We start from the raw sequence: 21,090 nt of genomic DNA on the forward strand, positions 1-21,090 counted from the left end.
ACCTGCTGCGAGCCAGATATAAACATACAGGCTGTATGTATGCAAGAGAAACGTCAGACCAAGGCTGAAAAACACGCCGCGACGCGGGCCGCCCTGCTGGCCACCGCACGCGCGCTGTTCGCCGAAAAGGGCTATGCCGCCACCGGCACCGAAGAGGTGGTGGCGCGGGCGGCCGTGACCCGCGGCGCGCTCTACTACCACTTCGCCGACAAGCAGGCGCTGTTCGCCGCCGTGGTCGAACAGGTGGCGCAGGAGGTGCTGGCCGAGATCGAACGGGCAGCCGGCAAGGCCAAGTCACCCGTAGACGCCCTGGTCAGGGGGACGCAGGCGTTCATGGATGCCTGCCTGCAGCCGGCAGCGCGACAAATTTACCTGATCGATGCGCCATCGGTGATCGGCTGGCAGCGCTGGCGCGAGATCGATGCACGCCATGGCATGGGCTCGTTACGGCAGGGCATCGAGGCGGCATTGGCCGAGTTGCCGCGCAGCCAGCGACTGCCAGCCGAGGCGCTGACCTATCTGTTGAGCGGTGCGATGAACGAGGCTGTGTTGTGGCTGGCCGAGGCCAAGGACGACGTGGCTGCACGCAAGGCCGCTGACGCGACGCTCAAACGCATCCTGGAACTGCTGTTCACCCCAGAGGCCTAGTTGGACTTTGGCGGGCCGCCGACCGGATAGGCCACGGTGCCAAGCGCATCCGACAGACGATGCGTGGCCTGGCCGGGCCGCAGCGGTTTCTGCTGACTTTCATGCGGCGACCAGCCGGTGAGCGTAATCACCTCGAAGGTCGCCGGGATGCGGCCATCGGCACCGGCAAAGCGCTGCTGATACAGCTCCGCCATGCGGAATAACGTCGACCGGCGGGTGAAATGCTTGCGCCGATCATGCACCGCGTTGCTCTCGCCCATGCCACGCAGGTCGCGCATCAGGCTGAAAGCATCGGCATAGGTGACCGGAATGACCTCGCTGTCGGCAACCGGCAGAGCAAAGCCGGCGCGCTGCAGCAGGGCCGCACCATCCAGCGTCTCGGCCATCGGCGAGACCCGCGGGCTGGCGCCGCCCTCGACTTCTGCCTCGGCCGCCAGCCAGGACTGCCGCAGTTCGGTGAGCGTCGATCCGCCCAGCATGGCGCCGAGAAACAGGCCATCGGGTTTCAGCGCCCGGCGGATTTGGATCAGGGCGCCCGGCAGATCGTTGACCCAGTGCAGATTGAGCAATCCGACCACCAGATCGAATTGTCCCTCGCCAAACGGCAGAAACTCTTCGTCGCCGATCACATGGCAGCCGCCGCCGGGCAGCGCATCCATGGTCATCAGGGTTTCGATCTGGCCACGGCCGGCCAGATGCGGCTGCAGCCAGGGTGCATTGCAACCCTGCACCAGCGCGCGCGGGAAGCTGCGCCGCACATCGTCCAGCCGATCGAACAGGCGCTCGGCCACGGCTACGCGCAGGAAATCGAAATCACCCGCGCCGCCCCCAATCACGCGCTGGCGCTGACGCCGCTTGGCGGCGCGGTCGAAGACCTGCATAGTGTCGCTCATCACCGCATTTTGCCACGGGCCCACGCACCTCGCCATGCCGGTACGGACAAAAATTAAGAAGGCCATCGCCAAGGCAGTCAAAGCGGCAGCACCCAAGCCGGCGCGGCGAACGCAGAAACGCAAGCCCCTCAATCTCGCCCTGCAAGGCGGCGGCACTCATGGCGCCTTCACCTGGGGGGTGCTCGACCGGCTGCTGGAGGAAGACTGTTTCGAGATCGAAGGCATCAGTGGCACTTCGGCCGGCGCGATGAATGCCGCTGTGCTGGCTTATGGCCTGCACAAGGGCGGCCCGGCCATGGCACGTGCCACCCTGCAGGAGTTCTGGAAACGGGTGGCTGACTCGGCGGCTCTGTCACCGTTCCGGCCGACCCTGCTGGACCAATGGTTCAAATTCGGCGGCATCGACTATTCGCCCAGCTATCAGCTGCTGGAGATGAGCACGAAGCTCGCCTCGCCCTACCAGACCAACCCGAACAACAAAAATCCGCTGCGCGGCATCCTGGAAAAGACCATTGACTGCGACAGCCTGCATGCATGCAGCTCGGTCAAGCTGTTCGTCTGCGCTACCGATGTGCTGGAGGGCAAGATCAAGGTCTTCCAGAACCGCGATGTCACCATCGATGCCCTGCTCGCCTCCGCCTGTCTGCCGCAGCTGTTCCAGGCGGTGAAAATCGGCAAGAGCTATTACTGGGATGGCGGCTTCATGGGTAACCCGCCGATCTTTCCGATCATCTACAATTGCGACAGCCGCGACGTGCTGATCGTGCAGATCAATCCGATGCGGATTCCCAGCGTCCCGAAAACCCCGCAATCCATTCTCGACCGCGCCAATACCCTGAGTTTCAATTCCAGCCTGGTGCGCGAGATGCGTGCCATTGCCTTTGTCACCCGGCTGGTTGAGTCAGGCTTCGACGATGGCGGCCGGCTCAAACATATGCTGATCCATACCATCGACGCCGAGGAACAGCTCGCCGCCTATGGCGCCACCAGCAAATACAATGTCGAGTGGGACTTCCTGCAGAAGCTCCATGCGCTTGGGCGACGCCAGGCCGGCACATTCCTGCGCAAGCATTTCAACGATATCGGCAAGGTGTCCACCACCGATATAGCGGCGAAATTCCTGTAAATTATTCTGCCGCAACCGCCGGCTGGATCACCCGCATCACCGCGCGGGCCCGCTTGGCCACCTTCTGCGGTGTGAAGCCGGGTTTGTAGATCGACCCACCCAGTCCGAAGCCGGCGGCGCCCGCTTCCAGCCAGGGATCCATATTGTCGGCATTGATGCTGCCGACCGGGATCACCGGCATGGTGCTGGGCAACACGGCCCGCAGGCTTTTCAGCACTGCCGGCGAGAAGGCTTCAGCCGGAAACAGCTTGAGCCCATCGGCGCCGGCCTGGATCATGGCAAAAGCTTCCGTCGGCGTGGCAAAACCGGGGATGGATATCATGTCGAGCACTTTGGCCTTCTGCACGACATCGCCGCAGGCATGCGGCGACACCACCAGCTGGGCGCCCGCCTGGCAGATACGCTTGACCATCGTGCAGTCCACCACGGTGCCCGCGCCGATCAGCGCCTGATCGCCATAGCGCTTGGCCAGATTCTTGATGCTGGTCAGCGGATCGGGTGAATTCAGCGGCACCTCGATGATGCGGATACCGGTCTCGATCAGGGCCGCGCCGATATCAACCACTTCCTCGGGCTTCACGCCACGCAAAATGGCGACCAGCGGGCAGGCCTGCAGCCAGCTTGAAAGATCCTTCATGGCGTCCTCCTCGCCGTCAGCACCCCCAGGCGATACAGCCCGGTTGCCGCGGCATCTTCCGGCGCCACATCGGCATCACTGCCGAGGAAGGCGAAAGCCTTCCGGTAACGCATCGTCAGCACGCCGGTTCCGACGATGACGACCTTTCCGGCCCAGGCGGTCGCCCGCAATTCATGGCCGATCAGGATACCTGAAAGATAGTGCGTCGCAGCCACCGCGGAAAGCTCATTAAACAGCCTTCGCGTGCGCACACTGAACAGGTGGTGCAGCAGGCCGCCCGACTGGCCGGAGAGGGCAAGGCCGGCTTCAAAGGCCGCGGTATCCAGGTCCGGGCCGCTTTCCGCCTGTAACATTGCGGCGATCAGGCCGTGGCTGCTCAGCAGGGCGAAAACCTCGCCGGTCATCGCCGTGGCAAAACCGGTAATGCGACCGCCGCGGACCTGCACATGCTTGGAATGGGTGCCGGGCAGGCAGATCGTGGCATCGCCGGCCAGATCGAGACCGAAAATCTGGGTTTCCTCGCCGCGCATGACATCGGGTATGCCATCGTCGTTGCGACAGGACAGGCCCGGCACGATATGGGCCAGGCGCCCGCCGCCAAGCTCGACCGGGCAGAGCCCGCCTGCAAGATCAGCCAGGCCGGCCGGACATTCGGTATAGGGAGCTTCGCGCCAGCCCTGCCGGCTACCCACCATGCCGGACAGCAGCACAGCTGCGGCCGGATCGGCCTGCAGCCAATCGCCAATCTGCTGTTGCAGGACGGCGGCATAGTCGGTCGGCGTCAGGCTGGCGATACCGGACGTGGCGGCACGGCGTTCCAGCACCGCACCATCGGCCGCCATGCGATAGGCACGAAAGCCGCTGCTGCCCCAGTCTATGCCGATCATACCGGCTGCCGCTCAGGCCGACAGGCGCCGCCCCGTGGCAGAATCGAAGAGATGCACGCGATCAAGCTGCGGCATCAGATGCATCTTGCCGCCGGGATTGAAACCGTGCCGCTCGCTGAAAACGCCGCAAATCTGTGCGCCGCTCAGGTCGGCATAGACAAAGGTGCTGGCACCGGTCGGCTCAACCACACCCACGGTCACCGGCAGCCCATCGCTATCCGATGGCGACAGATGCTCGGGCCGGATGCCATAGACCACCGCCTGGCCATCCTGGCCGATGATGTTGCCATTGAGCGGCAGATCGATGCCGGCATCGGTGGATACCCAGCTGCGCGCAGCATCGCGGCGTAGCGTGCCGCGGATCAGATTGATCGCCGGCGAGCCGATGAAGCCGGCGACAAACAGATTGGCCGGACGGTCATATAGCTCCAGCGGTGTACCGATCTGCTCAACAATGCCGTCATGCATCACCACGATGCGGTCGGCCATGGTCATCGCTTCGATCTGGTCATGGGTGACATAGATCGAGGTGGTCTTCAGTTGCTGGTGCAGGGCCTTGATTTCGGTGCGCATCTGCACGCGCAGCTTGGCATCCAGGTTGCTGAGCGGTTCGTCAAACAGGAAGACCTGCGGATTGCGCACAATGGCGCGCCCCATGGCGACGCGCTGGCGCTGCCCGCCGGAAAGCTGCTTGGGATAGCGATCCAGCAGAGTATCGAGACCGAGAATCTCCGAGGCGCGCTTGACCCGCTCCCCGATCGTGCCCCGATCGGCTTTGCGCAGCTTCAGCGAAAAGCCCATATTCTCGCGCACCGTCATATGCGGATAGAGCGCATAATTCTGGAACACCATGGCGATGTCGCGGTCTTTCGACGGCACTTCGTTCACCACCCGCTCGCCAATGCGAACGACGCCACCAGAAATCTCTTCCAGACCGGCGATCATGCGCAATAGGGTGGACTTGCCGCAGCCGGACGGTCCCACCAGAACGACGAATTCACCGTCCGGGATCGCAATATCGATGCCGTGGACCACTTCCAGCGCGCCATAGCGTTTGCGCACCGCTTCCACACTCACGCTCGCCATTTCAAACTCCCTGTTACTCTTTTTATTGTCGTCGCAAGAATTACGACTTCACTGCCCCCGCAGTGAGGCCGGACACCATGTAACGCCGGAACACATAGTAGATCGCTGCCGGCGGCAATGCATAAACCGCACCTGTCGCCATGAGCACATTGAACGGCGCATCGTCAGTGGTGAGAAAATGACCGAGCGCCACGGCCAGGGTGATGTCCTTGTCAGCCGACAGCAGCAGGAAAGCGTAGAGATACTCGTTCCAGGCCAGCAGCAGTGCATAGGTGCCGATCGCCACCAGAGAAGGCGCCATCAGCGGCAGATAGATCAGGCGGAAAATCTGCAGCGGGCTGGCACCGTCGATGCGAGCGGCTTCGTCCAGTTCATAGGGCAGCTTGTCGGCATACTGCTTCAGCACCCAGATGGCATAAGGCGAAGCGAAGGTCACCATGGTCAGGATCAGCGACCACTGCGTATTGAGCAGGCCATAGACTCCCATCACCTTGTACATCGGGATCGCCAGGAAGGCCGGCGGGATCAGATAGGTCGCCAATGCCATATTGGAGACCAGCCGGCCGCCGCGCACCCGCAGTCGGCTGATCGCAAAGGTGGCGGTGGAGGCAATGACCAGCGTGATGACACAGACCATCACGGCGACGAAAGCGCTGTTCCACAATTGCTGCCAGAAATGCTCGAGATAGTAGTGACCCTGCTTCACGACGGTCTCATAATTTTCCAGCGTCGGGCGTGACGGCCAGAGCGCACCGGCAAAGGTTTCCACGCGCGGCGTGATCGACATGACGAACAGGTGATAGATCGGGATCAGCGTCCAGATGAAGATGACGACCCCGAGCAGCATCAGGCGTGCTTCAATCAATATTTTACGCAGACTCATGGCTGCTCGCCTTTTCTCATCCGTCGCAGCATGAGAACCAGCAGCGGCAGCATCACCGGCAGCGCCACAACCACGGTGGTGACACCAACCTCGACTTCCGACATGCCGAAGGCATAGCGGATGCCAAGCGTGGCGAGTGTTTGCGTCGAATCGGCCGGTCCACCGCCCGTCAGCAGATAGATCGAGTTGAAATCGCCAAGACTCATGATGGTCGAGAGCAATGTGCAGGTGATGTAGAGGTTCCGCATGCTCGGGAAGGTGACATAGAAGAATTTCTGCAGCGGGCTGGCGCCATCGACATCGGCGGATTCATAGAGATCCTTGGGGATCGCCAGACGACCGGCCAGCATGATCAGGGTCCAGAACGGCAGGTACTTCCAAATATGCACCAGGGAGATCATTCCCAGGCCGCTCCAGCGGTCGAGCAGCCAGTTCGGCCCGTCTTCCAACGTGAGGCGGAAGATCAGCGAATTGAGCATGCCCCACTCGGCATTGAGCATCCAGCGGAAGGACAGGATGGTGGGAATCGAGGGGATCGCCCAAGGCAGAATGAAGATCACGCTGAGCCAGCGAATCCAGCGCTTTTCATGAGCGAAGAAGCCGGACAGCAGCAAGGCGAGGAACAGCTTGATGTTCACTGCCACGCCGAGGAAGACCACGGTGTTGACGATGGTGCGGGTGAAGACCGGATCGGTCCATAGCCGCACATAGCTTTTGGGATTGGTGCCCAGGATCAGGCCATAGCCGACCGGGTAGATCACCAGGGTGAGGAACAGAACGATATAGGGCACGAGGAAAATGAGACCCCAGATCGCCTCCTGCGAGAGACGACCTGGGGCCTTTTCCCCGGCTTGCACGTCGATAACAGCAACCACGACGATCAGCCGCTATTCAGACTCAGCCTTCGACCAGCTGCTTGATGCGGGCGAACATCTCGTCGACCGCCTGCTCGGGCGAAACCTTGTCCTGGACGACGCGCGACATGGCACGGCCCCACACATTCTCCGCGTTCACGGTGGTGAACTTGTAGTTATAGACGAACGGGAACGGCACGGTCGGCTGCTTCACGAACTGTTGGTACACATTCTTGCGATGCTGGTCTTCCTGCCAGAAGGGGCGTTCCGCCGCTTCCTTGGTGACCGGGAACCAGCGGCCGAGCGAACCCTCGGTATAAGGGATCAGATTCTCGGACTGGGCCAGGAAGGCGAGGAATTCCTTGGCGCGCTTCTTGTTAGGCGCATCGGCAAAAGCCACCGCCAGCTTGATCGACACCAGATTCGGCAGTGCCTGCCCATCGGGCTTGGCCGGCCAGTTTGTGGTGCGGATCAGGTCATAGTAGTTGGTCTTGGCCTGATCGCGATCCTTCTGCTCCTTGGCATTCATCATGTCATCCATGTGCTTGCCGGGGAGCGAGATGGTCGCGTTATGCGTCATCGGGGTGGTCTTGTTGTGGAAGGCGACGTTGTTGTCGACATCCTTCCACGACAGCGAACCGGGCGGGGTGCAGCCCTTGACCACGATATCCGTGTAGTCCTTCAGCGCGGCAACCATGCCGGCCTTGATCTTCGGATCGGTGATCAGCAGCTTGCCGTCCTTGTCGACCGGCATCGCGTTATAGGCATTCACATAGGAGAGGAAGCTGTAGAAGGTATCCGAAGCTTCCACCGACGAGGGATGACCGATGCCATAGACGCGCTTGCCCTTGGCGCGCAGGCCGGGCTGTACCTTGTCGCACCAGAAGGACCAGTAGCCCTTCCAATCCTTCGGGATGTCGGTTTCCTTGAAACCGGCTTCCTCGACCATGTCCTTCCAGTAATTCGCATGCATGGTCTGCTGGTAGATCGGCATGCCGTAATAGGCACGCTTGCCGCCCGGGCCCTGCAGGAAAGCCGTATCCAGCACGCCGGCGAGGAACTTGTCCTTGTTCGGCGTGATGACGTCGGACAGGTCTTCCAGCTTGCCTTCATAGGCCCATTTGCCGGCCGTGCGGAAATCGAAGGTCCAGCCGAAGGCCACGTCCGGCGGGGTCTTGGCTTCCACCGCCGACACGGCCTTGGTGATGATGTCTTCGACGCCGAACAGGCTGAGTTCGACGGTCACGCCGGTCTTCTGCTTGAAGCGGTCGATCACCGCATTCAGCGCGACGTCTTCCGCCGGGTAGAAGCCCTTGTTGAACCAGACGGTGAGCTTTTCCTGCGCCTGTGCAGGCATTGCACCGGCCAGAACCGCACCGCCCAATACTGCGCCGGCGAGAATCCGCCCCGCGGTTTTACGCATGGTTGACTTACGCATTTTTATTCCTCCCTGCCTGACCCGTTGTGGGTTTTTTCTATCGGTTACCGATGCAACGCGGCATTCTACGTAGCATCTTATATATCAGTTTAGCCAGCCCGGCCCGGCCTGCCAAGCCCCCATTGCCCGCCTTTCGTCCCTGGCGGCACAGGCGCTGCAGATGCCCTTATTCCCTCAGTGGTTATGCCGCGGCACACCGAAAGTTTCGGCGATACGCTGATAATCCGTGGCAAAATCCAGGCAGCCGCCTGTGGACAACTGGCCCACATGCTGGCGCTGCAGCTCCTGCCATGGTGTCTGGTTCACCAGCTTCGGCGGAACCCAGGCCTTGCGGCGGCGCTCCAGCTCATCCTTCGGAATTAAAATGTCGGCGCTCCGCTTGTTCAGGTCGATGCGGATCTTGTCGCCGGTCTGCAGCAACGCCAGGCCACCGCCAATGGCGGCTTCGGGCGAGGCATTGAGGATGGAGGGGCTGCCCGAGGTACCGCTCTGGCGACCGTCACCGATGCAGGGCAGCAGATTGATACCCTGCTTCACCAGCCTGTCGGGTGGCAGCATGTTCACCACCTCGGCCGCGCCCGGATACCCGATCGGGCCAGTGTTGCGGATGACGAGAATGCTGTTCTCGTCGACCGGCAGCTTTGGATCATTGATCCGCGCGTGGTAATCCTCCGGCCCTTCAAAGACGATGGCTGTGCCCTCAAAGGCATTGGGGTCGCCCGGGCGCTCCAGGTATTTCTTGCGGAACTCCGCCGACACCACGGACGTCTTCATCACCGCCGAATCGAACAGTGTGCCTGACAGTACCGCGAAGCCCGCTTCCGGCAGCATCGGCTGCTTGTAGGGCTTGATCACGTTGCGATCCTCACAGACCGCGTCCTTCACATTCTCGCCCATGCTCTTGCCATTCACGGTGAGCACGTCGGCATGCAGCTTGCCGGCCTCCAGCAACTCGCGCATCACCACCGGCACACCGCCGGCATGATGGAAGCCCTCACCCAGATACTCGCCGGCCGGCATCAGGTTGACCAGCAGCGGCGTGTCGTAACCAACCTTGTCCCAGTCCTTCACATCCAGTTCGACGCCCATATGGCGGGCGATGGCATTCAGATGCGGCGGGCAGTTGGTCGAGGCACCCAGCGCGCTGGCTGCCACGATGGCATTCTCAAACGCCTTGCGGGTCATGATCTGCGACGGCTTGAGGTCTTCATGCACGATCTCGACAGCGCGGCGACCGGTCTCGTAGGCCATCTGGGCGCGCTCGCGATACGGCGCCGGAATCGACGCGCAGCCGGGCAGCGACATGCCGAGGGCCTCGGCCATGCTGTTCATCGACAGCGCCGTGCCCATGGTGTTGCAATGACCCGGGCTCGGCGCCGAGGAGGCCACCATTTCGAGGAACTGGTCGTAATTGATGCGGCCGGCCGCCAGCTCCTGGCGCGCGAACCAGACAACCGTGCCAGATCCGGCGCGCATGCCCTTGTACCAGCCATCCAGCATCGGGCCGCCAGAGAGCACGATGGCCGGGATATCCACGGTGGCCGCCGCCATCAGCATGCCTGGTGTGGTCTTGTCGCAGCCGGTGGTCAGCACCACGCCATCGAGCGGATAGGAATACAGCAGCTCGGCCAGCGTCAGATACAGCAGGTTGCGGTCCAGCGCCGCAGTCGGCCGCTTGCCGGTTTCCTGGATCGGATGGGTGGGAAATTCAAACGGTATGCCGCCGGCGTCGCGGATGCCTTCACGCACGCGCTTGGCCAGCTCGATATGGTGCCGGTTGCAGGGCGACAGGTCGCTGCCCGACTGGGCGATACCGATGATCGGCTTGCCGCCGCGCAGCTCGGCCAGGGTGAGGCCGAAATTCAGATAGCGCTCGAGATACAGTGCGGTCATGCCCGGATCATGCGGGTTGTCGAACCATTCGCGGCTGCGCAGTTTTTTCTTCTCGGTCATATGGGGCTCCCTCGAACCAAATCCTACTTTATGTCGTCTTCACCTGTCGTTCGCGATGCAGGACGAACAACCCGCTCGCAACGATGATCCCGGCACCCAGCAGCATCAGCGGCGTCGGCAGGTCGGCGAAAAACAGCCAACCCAGCAGAATCGCCCAGAGCAGCGAGGTATAGGTGTAGGGCACCACCACGGCGGCAGGTGCCAGCCGGAGGCCCTGGTTCACGCAGGCATGGGCGCCCGTGGCCACCACGCCGATCAGGACAAGATAGCCGATGCCAGAAGCGTCGATCGGTGCCCAGCCCCAGGGCAGGGTCAGCAGCCCGGCGGCGCCGACCGCCAGCGTGTGATAGACGATCAGCGACAGCGCCCCGGTCTGCCGCAGCTGACGCGTGACAATCATCATCAGCGCATAGGCCGTGGAGCCGGCCAGCGCGATCAGTGCCGGCGCAGTGAACATGCCGCCCTCGGGCTGCAGTACCAGCAGCACGCCAATGAAGCCGACCGCCACGGCAACGCCGCGGCGCCAGCCGACCATTTCACCCAGCAAGGGAATCGCCAGCACGGTGACGATCAATGGCGTGGCCTGATAGACCGACATCACATCGGCCAGCGGCAGGTAGCGGACCGACAGATAGAAACAGGCGACTTCGGCGACAATCAGCACCAGGCGCACGATCTGCCGGCCCGGCTGGGCCAGCACAAACACTTCACGCCAGCCGGTCTTGTGTACCATCGGCAGCAAAACGACCAGCGCCGCCGCTGAGCGGATGAACAGCAGTTGGCCGACCGCCACGCTGGCCACCATCCATTTGCCCAGAGCATCATTGAAGGTGAACAATGCCGTGCCCAGCAGCATGAACAGGATGCCATGCCAGTGACTGGTCTCGGCAGGAATGCCGGCGTTACTCAGGGCACGCTCGGCCATGACTAGCTGCTCCGCCTGTCCCGGCCGCGCGCCTGTTCATGCAGGATGATCTGGTAGTCGCGCGAGGCCGCGCGGATATGGATGCCCAGCAGGTTGAGCGCCTTGGTCCGTTCCTTGGCGCGCAGCAGCTTGACGATATTCTGATGCTCCGCGAGGGAGTCCTCGACCGTGCGGCTTTTCGAGGTGACACTCGCGCGCAGGGCCTGGATTTTCATTTCCAACTGCTGGTGCGCCTGGGTCAGAAAACGATTGTTGGCCCGGGTCAGGATATGCAGATGGTATTCGGTATCCAGCCGGCGGTAGGCCGGAATATCCCCATCCGCCACGGCCTTGGCCATGCGCCGCACATTCTGCTCCAGAGCATCGAGCAGCCCGGCCTCGTCATTGGCCAGCGCATCGCGCATCGCGGCTGCTTCCAGGATGACGCGATACTGGCACATCTCGGCCGCCTCTTCCGGCGCCAGCGAAAAAACAAAACTGCCGCGCTGCGGCTGGATATCGACCAGCCCCTCCAGCTTCAACTGCAGCAACGCTTCGCGCACCGGTGTTTTGGAAATGCCGAGCTGGGCTGCCAGAACATTTTCCGACAGCGCCTCACCCAGCATCAACTCGCCATTGGTGATCCGCCCCCGGACATGATCCTTCACCAGTTCGGTGAGGGACTTCGGGCGCTCCAGCCGTGTGGTGCGGGCTGCGCTCTGTTTTGCCATGACGGACGGACCTTTCCTGCCAGCCCGCAGCGTAGCAGCGCCGTCTAGGCCGGTTCAAGCAGGATAGTATCTGATATGCCAGTTGGCTTGCCCTTGCAGTCCCTCTCGGGTTAGGAAGGATCGACAGGAGGCGCAACCGGAATGGCATTTGACATTCTCTGCCTCGGCGAAGCCATGGTCGAGTTTAACCAGACGGGCGGCGCAGAGAGCGACCAATACTTGCGCGGCTATGGCGGCGATACCTCGAACTGCGCGATTGCTGCAGCGCGGCAAGGCGCCCGTGTCGCCTATTGCACCCTGGTCGGCCAGGATCCGTTCGGCGATCTGCTGCTCGACCTGTGGCAACGCGAGCAGGTGGATACCAGCCCGGTCGGCCGTAGGGCCGATGCGCCGACGGCAATCTACTTTGTCACCCATGGCGAGGCCGGTCACACCTTCACCTATTTCCGCAAGGACTCGGCCGCCAGCCGGATGACCCCGGCCGACCTGCCCGGCGACATGCTGGAAAGCACCAAACTGCTACATGTGTCAGGGATCACCCTGGCGGTGAGCGAGTCCTTGCGCGATACGGCCATGACGGCGATCAATCGCATGCGCAAGGCCGGGCGCAAGGTATCCTTCGACACCAACCTGCGGCTCAAGCTCTGGCCACTGGAAACGGCACGCGCGGCGATCCATGCCGCGCTCAAGCTCAGTGATATTGCCCTGCCGAGCCTGGAAGACGCCACCGCGCTCAGCGGCCTCAGTGATCCGCTGGCCATCCTCGATTTCTATCGCAGCATGGGCATTCCGCTGGTGGTGCTGAAATGCGGCGCTGATGGCGTGCTGGTGGCCAACAGCGAGGGGCGCTGGCGCCTGGTCGGTCATCGTGTGCCGACCGTGGATGCCACCGGGGCGGGGGATTGTTTTGATGGCGCGTTTCTCGCCGAACTGGTGCGCGGCGCAAGTCCACTGGATGCGGTGACTTACGCCAATGCGGCGGCGGCATTGACCACGATCGGCTACGGCGCGGTTGCTCCGATTCCGCGCCGTGCCGCCGTGGAGGCCTTCTTCCAGTCGGTCGGGCGCAATGCGCCCGTCCCGCTCTAGGAAACTCAGCCCTTATAGTTCCGTGCGGTCTGGTGCTGCTCGCCCAGCCCATGGATGCCGAGATGGATCTTGTCGCCATCCTTCAGATACAGCGGCGGCTTCTGGCCCATGCCAACGCCCGGCGGCGTGCCGGTTGAAATGATGTCACCCGGCTGCAGCGACATGAACTGGCTCAGATAACTGATCAGGTAACGCACGCCGTAAACCATGGTCTTGGTCGAACCATCCTGGAACCGCTTGCCGTTGATGTCGCAGAACATCGACATATTCTGCGGATCTGGCACTTCGTCTGCCGTCACCAGCCATGGGCCGATCGGGCCGAAGCTGTCGGCGCTCTTGCCCTTGGTCCATTGGCCATGGCGCTCGATCTGGAAGGCACGTTCCGACACGTCATTGATCAGGCAATAGCCGGCAACATGCTTCATGGCATCGGCTTCGCTGACATAGCGCGCCACCGAACCGATCACCACGCCCAGCTCCACTTCCCAATCGGTCTTCTGGGAGTTCTTCGGGATGATCACATCGTCATTCGGCCCGGTGATGGCCGAGGTCGCCTTCATGAAGATGATCGGCTCCGGCGGCACGGTGGCACCGGTTTCGGCGGCATGGTCGGAATAATTCAGGCCAATGCAGATAAACTTGCCGACATGGCCGACGCAGGGGCCGATGCGCGGATTGCCCGAAACCACTGGCAGCGCCATCGGATCGAGCGATTTGAGCTTGGCCAGTCCTGACGGGCCAAGCGCCGCGCCGGCGATATCGGGCACCACGGTGGACAGATCGCGGATCGTGCCCGAGGCATCGAGCAAACCGGGCTTTTCCTGGCCCGGCGGGCCGTAACGCAGCAGTTTCATCGTCGTTTCTCCTTGCTCAGATCAGATCGACCAGCCGCCATCGATCACGTGGATCGTGCCGGTGGTGAAGGCGGATTCATCGGCCGCGAGATAAACCGCCAGCGCGGCAATTTCCTCAGGCGTGCCAAGCCGGCCGAGCGGCTGGCGCGCAACGAAACCGGCACGCGCCTGCTCGACGCCGCCAGCTGCAGCGGCCTGACTGGCGATGCGGTCGTCCAGCGACGGCGTCTGGATCGTGCCCGGGCAGATCGCGTTACAGCGGATGCCCTGCTTGATGAAGTCGGCCGCAATCGATTTGGTCAGGCCGATCACGGCCGCCTTGGTGGTGCCATAGACGAAACGGTTGGGCGCACCCTTCACCGAAGAACAGGCTGAAGACATGTTGACAATGGAAGCGCCCTTGCCGCTGGCGATCATCGCCGGCAGCAAGGCCCGCGCCAGCCGATACATGGCGCGCACATTCAGATCGAAGGAGAAATCCCAATCCTTCTCTTCGGTCTCCAGGATGGTGCCGTGATGGACGAATCCGGCACAGTTGAACAGCACATCGACAGCGCCGACCTCCTTGGCGAAGGCCGCAATCGCGCCCGCATCCATCACATCCAGTTTGCGGGTGCGGATATTGGGCAGGCTGCCGAGCTCCTTCAGCTTTGGTTCGTTCACATCGGTTGCGATGACTGTGGCGCCTTCGCGCGCAAAGGCGATGGCCGAGGCGCGACCGATGCCCTGTGCCGCCGCCGTTATCACCGCTGTCTTGCCTTCCAAACGCATCATGATCTCCTGTTCTTACTTTTATGCCACGGCCGGCAGACAGGCCGGGCCGATTGGCTCGAAGCTCTTGTAGGTGAGAATGAACTCCTGATGGCCGAGGCCTTCAGATTTTGTGGCGGCGCCGGCGCCCACCTGTTTGACCAGATCGAAGATTTCGCGGCCCACGGTATCGAGATCGGCCGTGCCTTCTAGAATCCGGCCGGCATTCACATCCATATCGTCAGCCATGCGCGCATAGGTGCGCGGATTGGCACAAACCTTGATCACCGGCGCCAGCGCGGAGCCAACCACCGAGCCGCGGCCGGTGGAGAACAGGATGACATGCGAGCCGCAGGCAATGAGTTCAGCGATCTCCGCATTGTCGCTGATATTGGGGAAGCCGAAGCGCACCTCGCCATCGGGCACGACATCGAGAAGATAGAGGCCCCCACGGGGCGGAATATCGCCGGGCTTGATGATGCCACTGATCGGCGAAGCCCCGCTCTTGGCATAGGCACCGAGCGATTTTTCCTCGATGGTGGTGAGCCCGCCATCGGCATTGCCCGGCGCGAAACTGGGATAGCCAAGCGTCTCATAATACCGCGCTGCCTTGGCGACACAGGCCTTGAGTTCCTGGCCCAGCTCCGGCGTCACCGCCCGTTCGGCCATCCAGCCTTCCATGCCGATCAGCTCGCCGGTTTCCTCGAAGATCGTCGCCGCCTTTTCCTGCACCAGGAAATCAAAGGCGCGCCCCATGGCAGGATTGGCGGTCAGGCCCGAGGTAGCATCGGAGCCGCCGCAGATGGTGCCCACCACCAGCTCGGATACCGCCATCGGCTCGGTCGGCTGTTCGCTGAGCGCCTTCAACTGCGCTTCAACCCAGGCGCGGCCCTTCTCGATGGTCGAGCGGGTGCCGCCATTGTCCTGGATCGCCAGCAGCTCCACCGGACGACCGCTCTCCCTAATCGTGCGTTCCAGCAGTTTCTTGTTAAAGCCTTCACAGCCGAGCGACACCAGCAGCACGGCACCGACATTGGGATGCGTGCACAGCCGCTGCATCATCTTCAGCGCATAGGCATTGGGATAACAGCCGGGAAAACCGATCACATGGGCGCCAGTTTCGCGATAGGGCCAGGCGATTTCCTTCGACACATGATGGGCGCATTCGACCAGATAGGCGACGGCGACATAATTGCGGATACCCTTGCGCCCATCGGCCCGGCGCCAGCCGCGCATTGCAATCTCACTCATAGGGCGGCCTCCACGGCAACGGTGTTCGGCATGTAATCGCTGGCAACATTGTGGTTATGCACATACGCGCCCAGCGCAATCGCCGCTGTGGCGCGGCCGATCGGCGCGCCGTATTTGACGATCTTCTCGCCGGCCGCGATATCGCGCAGCGCGATCTTGTGACCAAAACCCAGCGCGCGTTGCAGCGTCACCCGCCGCCCCGCCACGGACAGGCCGGTGCCGGCGGCGATTTCGGAACGGGCGACGGCGATATTGTCGCCCGGCGCCAGCACCAGCAGGCGCGGATCGGTGTCAGAGCCTGCCCCAGCCTCAGAACTTGCCATAGCGTTTGTAGGCCTCCTGCGGGTCCATGCCGGCCATGATGTTGCGACGGACCTCGCCTTCGGTACCCATCACCTCTTCGGTCCGGGTGATCACATCGCTGGCCATCGCAGCCGGAATGATGACGATGCCGTCACGATCGGCGATCACGTAATCGCCAGTGCAGACCGTGACGGTGCCGATGGTAATCGGTGCGCCGAAACTGTCGGGCACCCAGCGCGCGACGATGTCGGAGGGTGTGTAGAAGCTGCACCAGGTCGGGAAGCCGATCTCGTCGATCATCGCCGCATCGCGGCAACCGCCATCGACGATATAGCCGCGCACGCCCTTGAGCTGCAGGGCCGAGGCCGACAGCTCGCCCATCAGCGCCACTTCCTTGTTGTTCGGCTGGCAGATCACCACCTTGCCGCCGGGTGCCTTGGACAGCACCCCGGTCCATTCCAGCAGGGTCTCATGGGCGGATTTGGTGCGGTCGATATGACCACTGACGGTCCAGACCTGGCCGGCCAGGGTGTGTTTGATGTTGAGCGGGCGGATATCGTAAGGCAGCAGGCAGTTGTCGTGACCCTGGGCACGCAGCACATCATGGACGGCGGAGGCGTAGCAGCGGCTCAAACGCTCCGCCAGCGGATCAGCCGGCAGGGTCTCGGACATTTTCACTCCCATCTGATATATCAGTTGCAGGAACTTTAGCCAGATTCCCTGGTCCTGACTAGTCACGGCCTGATGACGGTTGAAGCACCGGGGCCAGCAGGCGGATAATCGGCCGGCAAAACTCGGGGACGGCAGGCAACACCAGAAGGACCAAAGCCATGATGAAGAAAATCGCTCTTGCCTTTGCCATCGTCGTCATTGCCATTGCCGGCGCGGCATATTACTTCGCCTCCAATATCGACAGCGTGATCAAGGCGATGGTTGAGCGTTACGGCTCGGAAGCCACGCAGACCAGCGTGACGCTGAAATCAGTCAAGCTGTCCTTCAAGGAAGGCGGCGGCGAACTCAACAGTCTGGTAGTGAAGAACCCCAAGGGTTTCAGCAGCAATGACGCCATCTCGCTTGGCGACATCAAGATTGTGCTGGATATCTCGACGCTGCAGTCCAACACCATCGTCATCAAGGATGTGACCATCCTGCAGCCGGCGGTGCTGTATGAATATGCCGGCGGTGGCGGCAACCTGGAGGCCATCCAGAAGAATGTGCAGTCCTATGCCGCGAAGTTCAGCGGTGGCAAGACCACACCGGACAAAAGCGCCGGCGCCAGCGGCGACGCCGACAAGGCGGCCAGCCAGCAGCCGGAGAAAAAAGTCATCATCGAGAACCTGGTGATCCGCGACGGCAAGATTTCCGCCACGCATCAGGCCCTGCAGGGCCGCACGCTGTCCGCCCCGCTGCCGACCATCCAGTTGAAGGATATCGGCAAGGACAAGGGCGGTGCCACGCCGGCCGAAGTGGCTGAAAAGGTGATCGGCACCATCAGTGCACAGGCCTCGCGGGTTGCCACGGCAGAATTGCAGAAGCAGGTCGGCAATCTGATCAAGGACCAGGCCGGCGGACTGTTCGGCGGTGCAACGGGTGGCGCAGCAGGCGGTGCGGCCGGCAGCAGCCCGGCCGACAAGCTGAAAGGTCTGCTCGGCAAATAAGGCCGCCGCAGCCGACACAGAAACGCATAAGACCCATCGCTAAATCGTATGGCGGCAGGGGTCGTCGCCACCGGCTTGCCGGGCTAGCATGCCTGCGTGGCTTACTGGCCAGCTTTCCGGTGTCGCCGGCCCTCTTGTGTTGTCTGGTCCATGATCAATCCTGTTTTGCGCAATGCCCTGGCCGGTTTCGGCGCCCTGCTGCTCGGCCTCGGCCTCGGCCGGTTCGGCTATACGCCGCTCATTCCTGTCCTGATCCAGGACGGCTGGCTCAGCGCCGGCGCAGCAGCCTATCTCGGCGCCACCAACCTGTTTGGCTATGTTGCCGGCAGCCTGATGGCGGCGACTATGGCGAAGCTTGTGCCAGTGCCACGGTTGACCCGTGCTTCCATGGTGCTTTCGGCCATCAGCCTGATTGCCTGTGCCCTGCCCTGGGGTTTTGTCTGGTTCGCCCCGTGGCGTTTCCTGGCCGGCTTCACCGGCGGTCTGCTGATGGTTGGCGCCATTCCCCTGATTCTGTCTCGCGCGCCGCTGGCCCAGCGTGGCCGCAGCAACGGCATCATCTTCACTGGCGTCGGCACCGGGATCATCACCGCCGGCACGCTGGTGCCCGCCCTGGCCGGTTGGGGCCCCGGACCGGTGTGGATCGGCATGGGCCTGCTGGCACTGGTCATCGCGGCACTGACCTGGAAGCAGTGGGATGGCGATGCCGCCCTGCCCGCACCGCCCACGGAGGCTGCGCCCGCGCGGGCCTTTACCCTGCCGGTGGCGCTGCTGCTGGCTGCCTATACGCTGGATTCCGCCGGCTTCGTGCCGCACACCGTATTTCTCGCCGACTATGTCGCCCGCGGGCTTGAGCGTGGCGTTGCCGCCGGCGGGCTCTACTGGGTGCTGTTCGGTGTCGGGGCGATCAGCGGCCCGCTGATGGTTGGCTTTGCTGCCGAATGGTTCGGTTTTTATCGCAGCATCATCGGCGTGCTCACCATCAAGAGTGCCGCGATCGCCATTCCGCTGTTCTCCCAGCATCCCGTCGCTCTGGCGATTTCAGCCATCACCGTCGGTGCGATGACTCCCGGCATCTCTGCGCTGGCCTCGGGGCGTGTGGTCGAACTGGTCGGCTTCGGCGCCCATCGCAAGGTCTGGGGCTGGCTGACTGCCGGCTTCGCCGGCGCCTCCGCCGGCGTGGGCTATCTGTTTTCCTTCCTGTTCGACCAGACGCATTCCTATAATCTGCTCTTCGCGCTCGGCGCCGCTGGCGTCTTTGTCGCGATGCTGCTCACCATTTTCGCCCGTAAACCAAAGAATTAAGCCTGAATTTTGGCTGCAGGAATTCCACATTCTGGGACTTGATTTTTATATTAGTATTTACTAAATTAGAAACACCTAATTAATGAAACGAGAATCCGATGCGCAAGGCCGATTTGACACGACTGAAGGCCAGTGCCGCCGAGGCCAGCCGCTTCCTGCGTGCCCTGGCCAACGAAAAGCGCCTGCTCACACTATGCCAGTTGATGGGCGAGGAACGCTCGGTCGGCAGCCTCGCTGAGGCCGTCGGTCTGAGCCAGTCGGCCCTGTCGCAGCATCTCACGCGTCTGCGCGAAGACGGCTTGGTCGCCACACGCCGCGACAGCCAGACTATCTACTACCGGCTCGCCGATCCTCGCATCGAGGCGATGATTGGCCTGCTTTATGACCAGTTCTGCAAACCGGCCCGCTGACACAATCCGGAGTATCGCCATGTCCATCCTGCCCAAAATCACCCCGACCGACCTGCAGCAGCGTCTGCAGCGCGGTGAGATCGTCCTGATCGATATCCGCGAGCCATCAGAATATGCCCGCGAGCATATCCATGGCGCCCGCCTCGTCCCGCTGGCCGCCATCGACAGCCATGACTTCGATACCGAGCGTAACAAGGTAGCCGTCTTCACCTGTCGCAGCGGCAATCGCACCGCCATGAATGCCTCCCGCCTGCTGGCCAAGGGCTTTCGCGAGGCTTACGTGCTCGATGGCGGTCTCGATGCCTGGAAATCGGCCGGCCTGCCGGTGCATTTCAACGCCGAGGCACCGCTCGACCTGCAGCGGCAGGTGCAGATCACGGCCGGCGGCATGGCCCTGCTGGGCGCCATCCTGGCCTGGCTGGTCTCGCCCTGGTTCATCGCGCTCAGCGGTTTCGTCGGCGCCGGCCTGATGATGGCGGGGATGACTGGCTTCTGTGGCATGGCGCGCCTGCTCGCCGCCATGCCCTGGAATCGCAAATTCCTCTCTGCCTAACGGAGCAGCCGATGATCCCCCAGGTCCATGCATTCTTCGACGAGCCGACCTTCACGGTCAGCTATGTCGTGGTCGACCCGGCAACCCAGGTCTGTGCCATCGTCGATTCCGTACTCGACTATGACCCGGCATCCGGCCGTACGCGCAAAGCCTCGGCGGATGCCATTATTGCCTTCATCCGGCAGCAGGGCCTGAAGCTGGACTGGATTCTGGAAACCCATGTCCATGCCGACCATCTGTCGGCTGCGCCCTATCTGAAAGAGCAACTCGGCGGCAAGCTCGGCATCGGCTTCAACATCACCGTCGTACAGAATGTGTTTGGCAAGGTCTTCAATGCCGGCACCGATTTTGCGCGCGACGGCAGCCAGTTCGATCACCTGTTCAATGACGGAGAGTCCTTCCGCATCGGCGGCATCGAGGCCAAGGCGATCCATACGCCGGGCCATACCCCAGCCTGCATGACCTATGTGATCGGCGATGCGGCCTTTGTCGGCGACACGCTGTTCATGCCTGATTACGGTACGGCGCGCTGCGATTTTCCTGGCGGTGACGCACGCCTGCTCTACCGCTCGATCCGCAAGATCTTCGCCCTGCCTCCGCAAACGCGGCTGTTCATGTGCCATGATTACAAGGCGCCAGGCCGTGATGACTATCGCTGGGAGACCACGGTGGCCGCCGAGCGTGCCGGCAATGTGCATGTGCATGACGGCATCGATGAAGACAGCTTTGTCGACATGCGGCGCAAGCGCGATGCCACACTGGATATGCCGCGCCTGATCCTGCCCTCGGTGCAGGTGAACATGCGTGCCGGCCATATGCCCGCAGCCGAAAGCAACGGCATGCGGTATTTGAAAATCCCGGTCGACGCGCTGTAGAC

The 21,090-nt window shown here is 62.4% G+C and carries 23 protein-coding genes; 8 read left to right on the forward strand and 15 right to left on the reverse strand.

Going from position 1 to position 21,090, the window contains the following annotated elements:
* The first annotated feature begins 39 nt into the window (after positions 1 to 39).
* Positions 40 to 648 (forward strand): TetR/AcrR family transcriptional regulator, encoded by a 609-nt coding sequence (locus tag AAG799_RS01430; protein ID WP_341894004.1) that lies wholly within the window; start codon positions 40 to 42, stop codon positions 646 to 648.
* Here the strand turns inward: AAG799_RS01430 and AAG799_RS01435 are convergent.
* The gene (locus AAG799_RS01435) at positions 645 to 1,541 is read right to left on the reverse strand and encodes a methyltransferase domain-containing protein (RefSeq protein WP_341894005.1); all 897 of its coding nucleotides are present in this window, start codon (positions 1,539 to 1,541) and stop codon (positions 645 to 647) included. The genes AAG799_RS01430 and AAG799_RS01435 overlap by 4 nt on opposite strands.
* Positions 1,542 to 1,575: 34 nt before the next feature.
* Between AAG799_RS01435 and AAG799_RS01440 the strand changes: the two genes are divergently transcribed.
* A complete protein-coding gene (locus AAG799_RS01440; RefSeq protein WP_341894006.1) occupies positions 1,576 to 2,667 on the forward strand; it encodes a patatin-like phospholipase family protein in 1,092 nt (363 codons plus the stop codon).
* Position 2,668: 1 nt separating this feature from the next.
* On the opposite strand, the gene AAG799_RS01445 is transcribed toward AAG799_RS01440, so the two are convergent.
* The 9 genes from AAG799_RS01445 to AAG799_RS01485 all read right to left on the reverse strand — a co-directional run bounded on the left by AAG799_RS01445 (position 2,669) and on the right by AAG799_RS01485 (position 12,040).
* Positions 2,669 to 3,304: a 2-dehydro-3-deoxy-6-phosphogalactonate aldolase gene (locus tag AAG799_RS01445; RefSeq protein ID WP_341894007.1), complete on the reverse strand. Its 636-nt coding sequence runs from the start codon at positions 3,302 to 3,304 to the stop codon at positions 2,669 to 2,671.
* Positions 3,301 to 4,191, reverse strand: coding sequence for a 2-dehydro-3-deoxygalactonokinase (locus tag AAG799_RS01450; RefSeq protein ID WP_341894008.1), 891 nt, complete (start codon positions 4,189 to 4,191; stop codon positions 3,301 to 3,303). Before AAG799_RS01450 ends, AAG799_RS01445 begins: the two co-directional genes overlap by 4 nt.
* Positions 4,192 to 4,203: 12 nt before the next feature.
* Positions 4,204 to 5,277: a sn-glycerol-3-phosphate ABC transporter ATP-binding protein UgpC gene (gene ugpC, locus AAG799_RS01455; protein ID WP_341894009.1), complete on the reverse strand. Its 1,074-nt coding sequence runs from the start codon at positions 5,275 to 5,277 to the stop codon at positions 4,204 to 4,206.
* 40 nt (positions 5,278 to 5,317) lie between these two features.
* Positions 5,318 to 6,160: a carbohydrate ABC transporter permease gene (locus tag AAG799_RS01460; RefSeq protein ID WP_341894010.1), complete on the reverse strand. Its 843-nt coding sequence runs from the start codon at positions 6,158 to 6,160 to the stop codon at positions 5,318 to 5,320.
* Positions 6,157 to 7,035 (reverse strand): sugar ABC transporter permease, encoded by an 879-nt coding sequence (locus tag AAG799_RS01465; RefSeq protein WP_341894011.1) that lies wholly within the window; start codon positions 7,033 to 7,035, stop codon positions 6,157 to 6,159. The genes AAG799_RS01460 and AAG799_RS01465 overlap by 4 nt, the downstream gene beginning before the upstream one ends.
* A gap of 22 nt (positions 7,036 to 7,057) precedes the next feature.
* Complete coding sequence (locus AAG799_RS01470; RefSeq protein ID WP_341894012.1) at positions 7,058 to 8,452, reverse strand: ABC transporter substrate-binding protein; 1,395 nt, start codon at positions 8,450 to 8,452, stop codon at positions 7,058 to 7,060.
* 174 nt (positions 8,453 to 8,626) lie between these two features.
* Positions 8,627 to 10,405 (reverse strand): IlvD/Edd family dehydratase, encoded by a 1,779-nt coding sequence (locus AAG799_RS01475; protein ID WP_341894013.1) that lies wholly within the window; start codon positions 10,403 to 10,405, stop codon positions 8,627 to 8,629.
* A 28-nt stretch (positions 10,406 to 10,433) separates the two neighbouring features.
* Positions 10,434 to 11,330: a DMT family transporter gene (locus tag AAG799_RS01480; RefSeq protein WP_341894014.1), complete on the reverse strand. Its 897-nt coding sequence runs from the start codon at positions 11,328 to 11,330 to the stop codon at positions 10,434 to 10,436.
* Positions 11,331 to 11,332: 2 nt separating this feature from the next.
* Positions 11,333 to 12,040 (reverse strand): GntR family transcriptional regulator, encoded by a 708-nt coding sequence (locus AAG799_RS01485; protein ID WP_341894015.1) that lies wholly within the window; start codon positions 12,038 to 12,040, stop codon positions 11,333 to 11,335.
* 141 nt (positions 12,041 to 12,181) lie between these two features.
* Here AAG799_RS01485 and AAG799_RS01490 point away from each other — a divergent pair, with 141 nt between their 5' ends.
* Positions 12,182 to 13,129, forward strand: coding sequence for a sugar kinase (locus AAG799_RS01490; RefSeq protein WP_341894016.1), 948 nt, complete (start codon positions 12,182 to 12,184; stop codon positions 13,127 to 13,129).
* Positions 13,130 to 13,134: 5 nt separating this feature from the next.
* On the opposite strand, the gene AAG799_RS01495 is transcribed toward AAG799_RS01490, so the two are convergent.
* Genes AAG799_RS01495 through AAG799_RS01515 form a run of 5 tightly spaced genes read right to left on the reverse strand, consistent with a single transcriptional unit; the run spans position 13,135 to position 16,959 of the window.
* Entirely contained in the window at positions 13,135 to 13,983 is an 849-nt protein-coding gene (locus AAG799_RS01495; RefSeq protein ID WP_341894017.1) for a fumarylacetoacetate hydrolase family protein, read from the reverse strand.
* Between the two features lie 21 nt (positions 13,984 to 14,004).
* Positions 14,005 to 14,754, reverse strand: coding sequence for an SDR family oxidoreductase (locus AAG799_RS01500; RefSeq protein WP_341894042.1), 750 nt, complete (start codon positions 14,752 to 14,754; stop codon positions 14,005 to 14,007).
* A gap of 21 nt (positions 14,755 to 14,775) precedes the next feature.
* A complete protein-coding gene (locus AAG799_RS01505) occupies positions 14,776 to 15,984 on the reverse strand; it encodes a UxaA family hydrolase (protein ID WP_341894018.1) in 1,209 nt (402 codons plus the stop codon).
* Positions 15,981 to 16,307 (reverse strand): UxaA family hydrolase, encoded by a 327-nt coding sequence (locus AAG799_RS01510; RefSeq protein WP_341894019.1) that lies wholly within the window; start codon positions 16,305 to 16,307, stop codon positions 15,981 to 15,983. Before AAG799_RS01510 ends, AAG799_RS01505 begins: the two co-directional genes overlap by 4 nt.
* A complete protein-coding gene (locus tag AAG799_RS01515; RefSeq protein ID WP_341894020.1) occupies positions 16,294 to 16,959 on the reverse strand; it encodes a hypothetical protein in 666 nt (221 codons plus the stop codon). Before AAG799_RS01515 ends, AAG799_RS01510 begins: the two co-directional genes overlap by 14 nt.
* 158 nt (positions 16,960 to 17,117) lie before the next feature.
* On the opposite strand from AAG799_RS01515, the gene AAG799_RS01520 reads away from it, so the two are divergent.
* The 5 genes from AAG799_RS01520 to AAG799_RS01540 all read left to right on the forward strand — a co-directional run bounded on the left by AAG799_RS01520 (position 17,118) and on the right by AAG799_RS01540 (position 21,088).
* The gene (locus AAG799_RS01520; protein ID WP_341894021.1) at positions 17,118 to 17,945 is read left to right on the forward strand and encodes a hypothetical protein; all 828 of its coding nucleotides are present in this window, start codon (positions 17,118 to 17,120) and stop codon (positions 17,943 to 17,945) included.
* Positions 17,946 to 18,095: 150 nt separating this feature from the next.
* Positions 18,096 to 19,250, forward strand: coding sequence for a YbfB/YjiJ family MFS transporter (locus AAG799_RS01525; protein WP_341894022.1), 1,155 nt, complete (start codon positions 18,096 to 18,098; stop codon positions 19,248 to 19,250).
* Positions 19,251 to 19,348: 98 nt separating this feature from the next.
* Positions 19,349 to 19,660, forward strand: coding sequence for a metalloregulator ArsR/SmtB family transcription factor (locus AAG799_RS01530; protein WP_341894023.1), 312 nt, complete (start codon positions 19,349 to 19,351; stop codon positions 19,658 to 19,660).
* 19 nt (positions 19,661 to 19,679) lie between these two features.
* Positions 19,680 to 20,213, forward strand: a complete 534-nt coding sequence (locus tag AAG799_RS01535; RefSeq protein ID WP_341894024.1) for a rhodanese family protein — start codon at positions 19,680 to 19,682, stop codon at positions 20,211 to 20,213.
* Positions 20,214 to 20,224: 11 nt separating this feature from the next.
* Positions 20,225 to 21,088 (forward strand): MBL fold metallo-hydrolase, encoded by an 864-nt coding sequence (locus AAG799_RS01540; protein ID WP_341894025.1) that lies wholly within the window; start codon positions 20,225 to 20,227, stop codon positions 21,086 to 21,088.
* Positions 21,089 to 21,090 lie beyond the last annotated feature (2 nt).

Origin of the sequence: Ferrovibrio terrae, from assembly GCF_943371255.1 — a bacterium.
Classification (GTDB): domain Bacteria; phylum Pseudomonadota; class Alphaproteobacteria; order Ferrovibrionales; family Ferrovibrionaceae; genus Ferrovibrio; species Ferrovibrio terrae_B.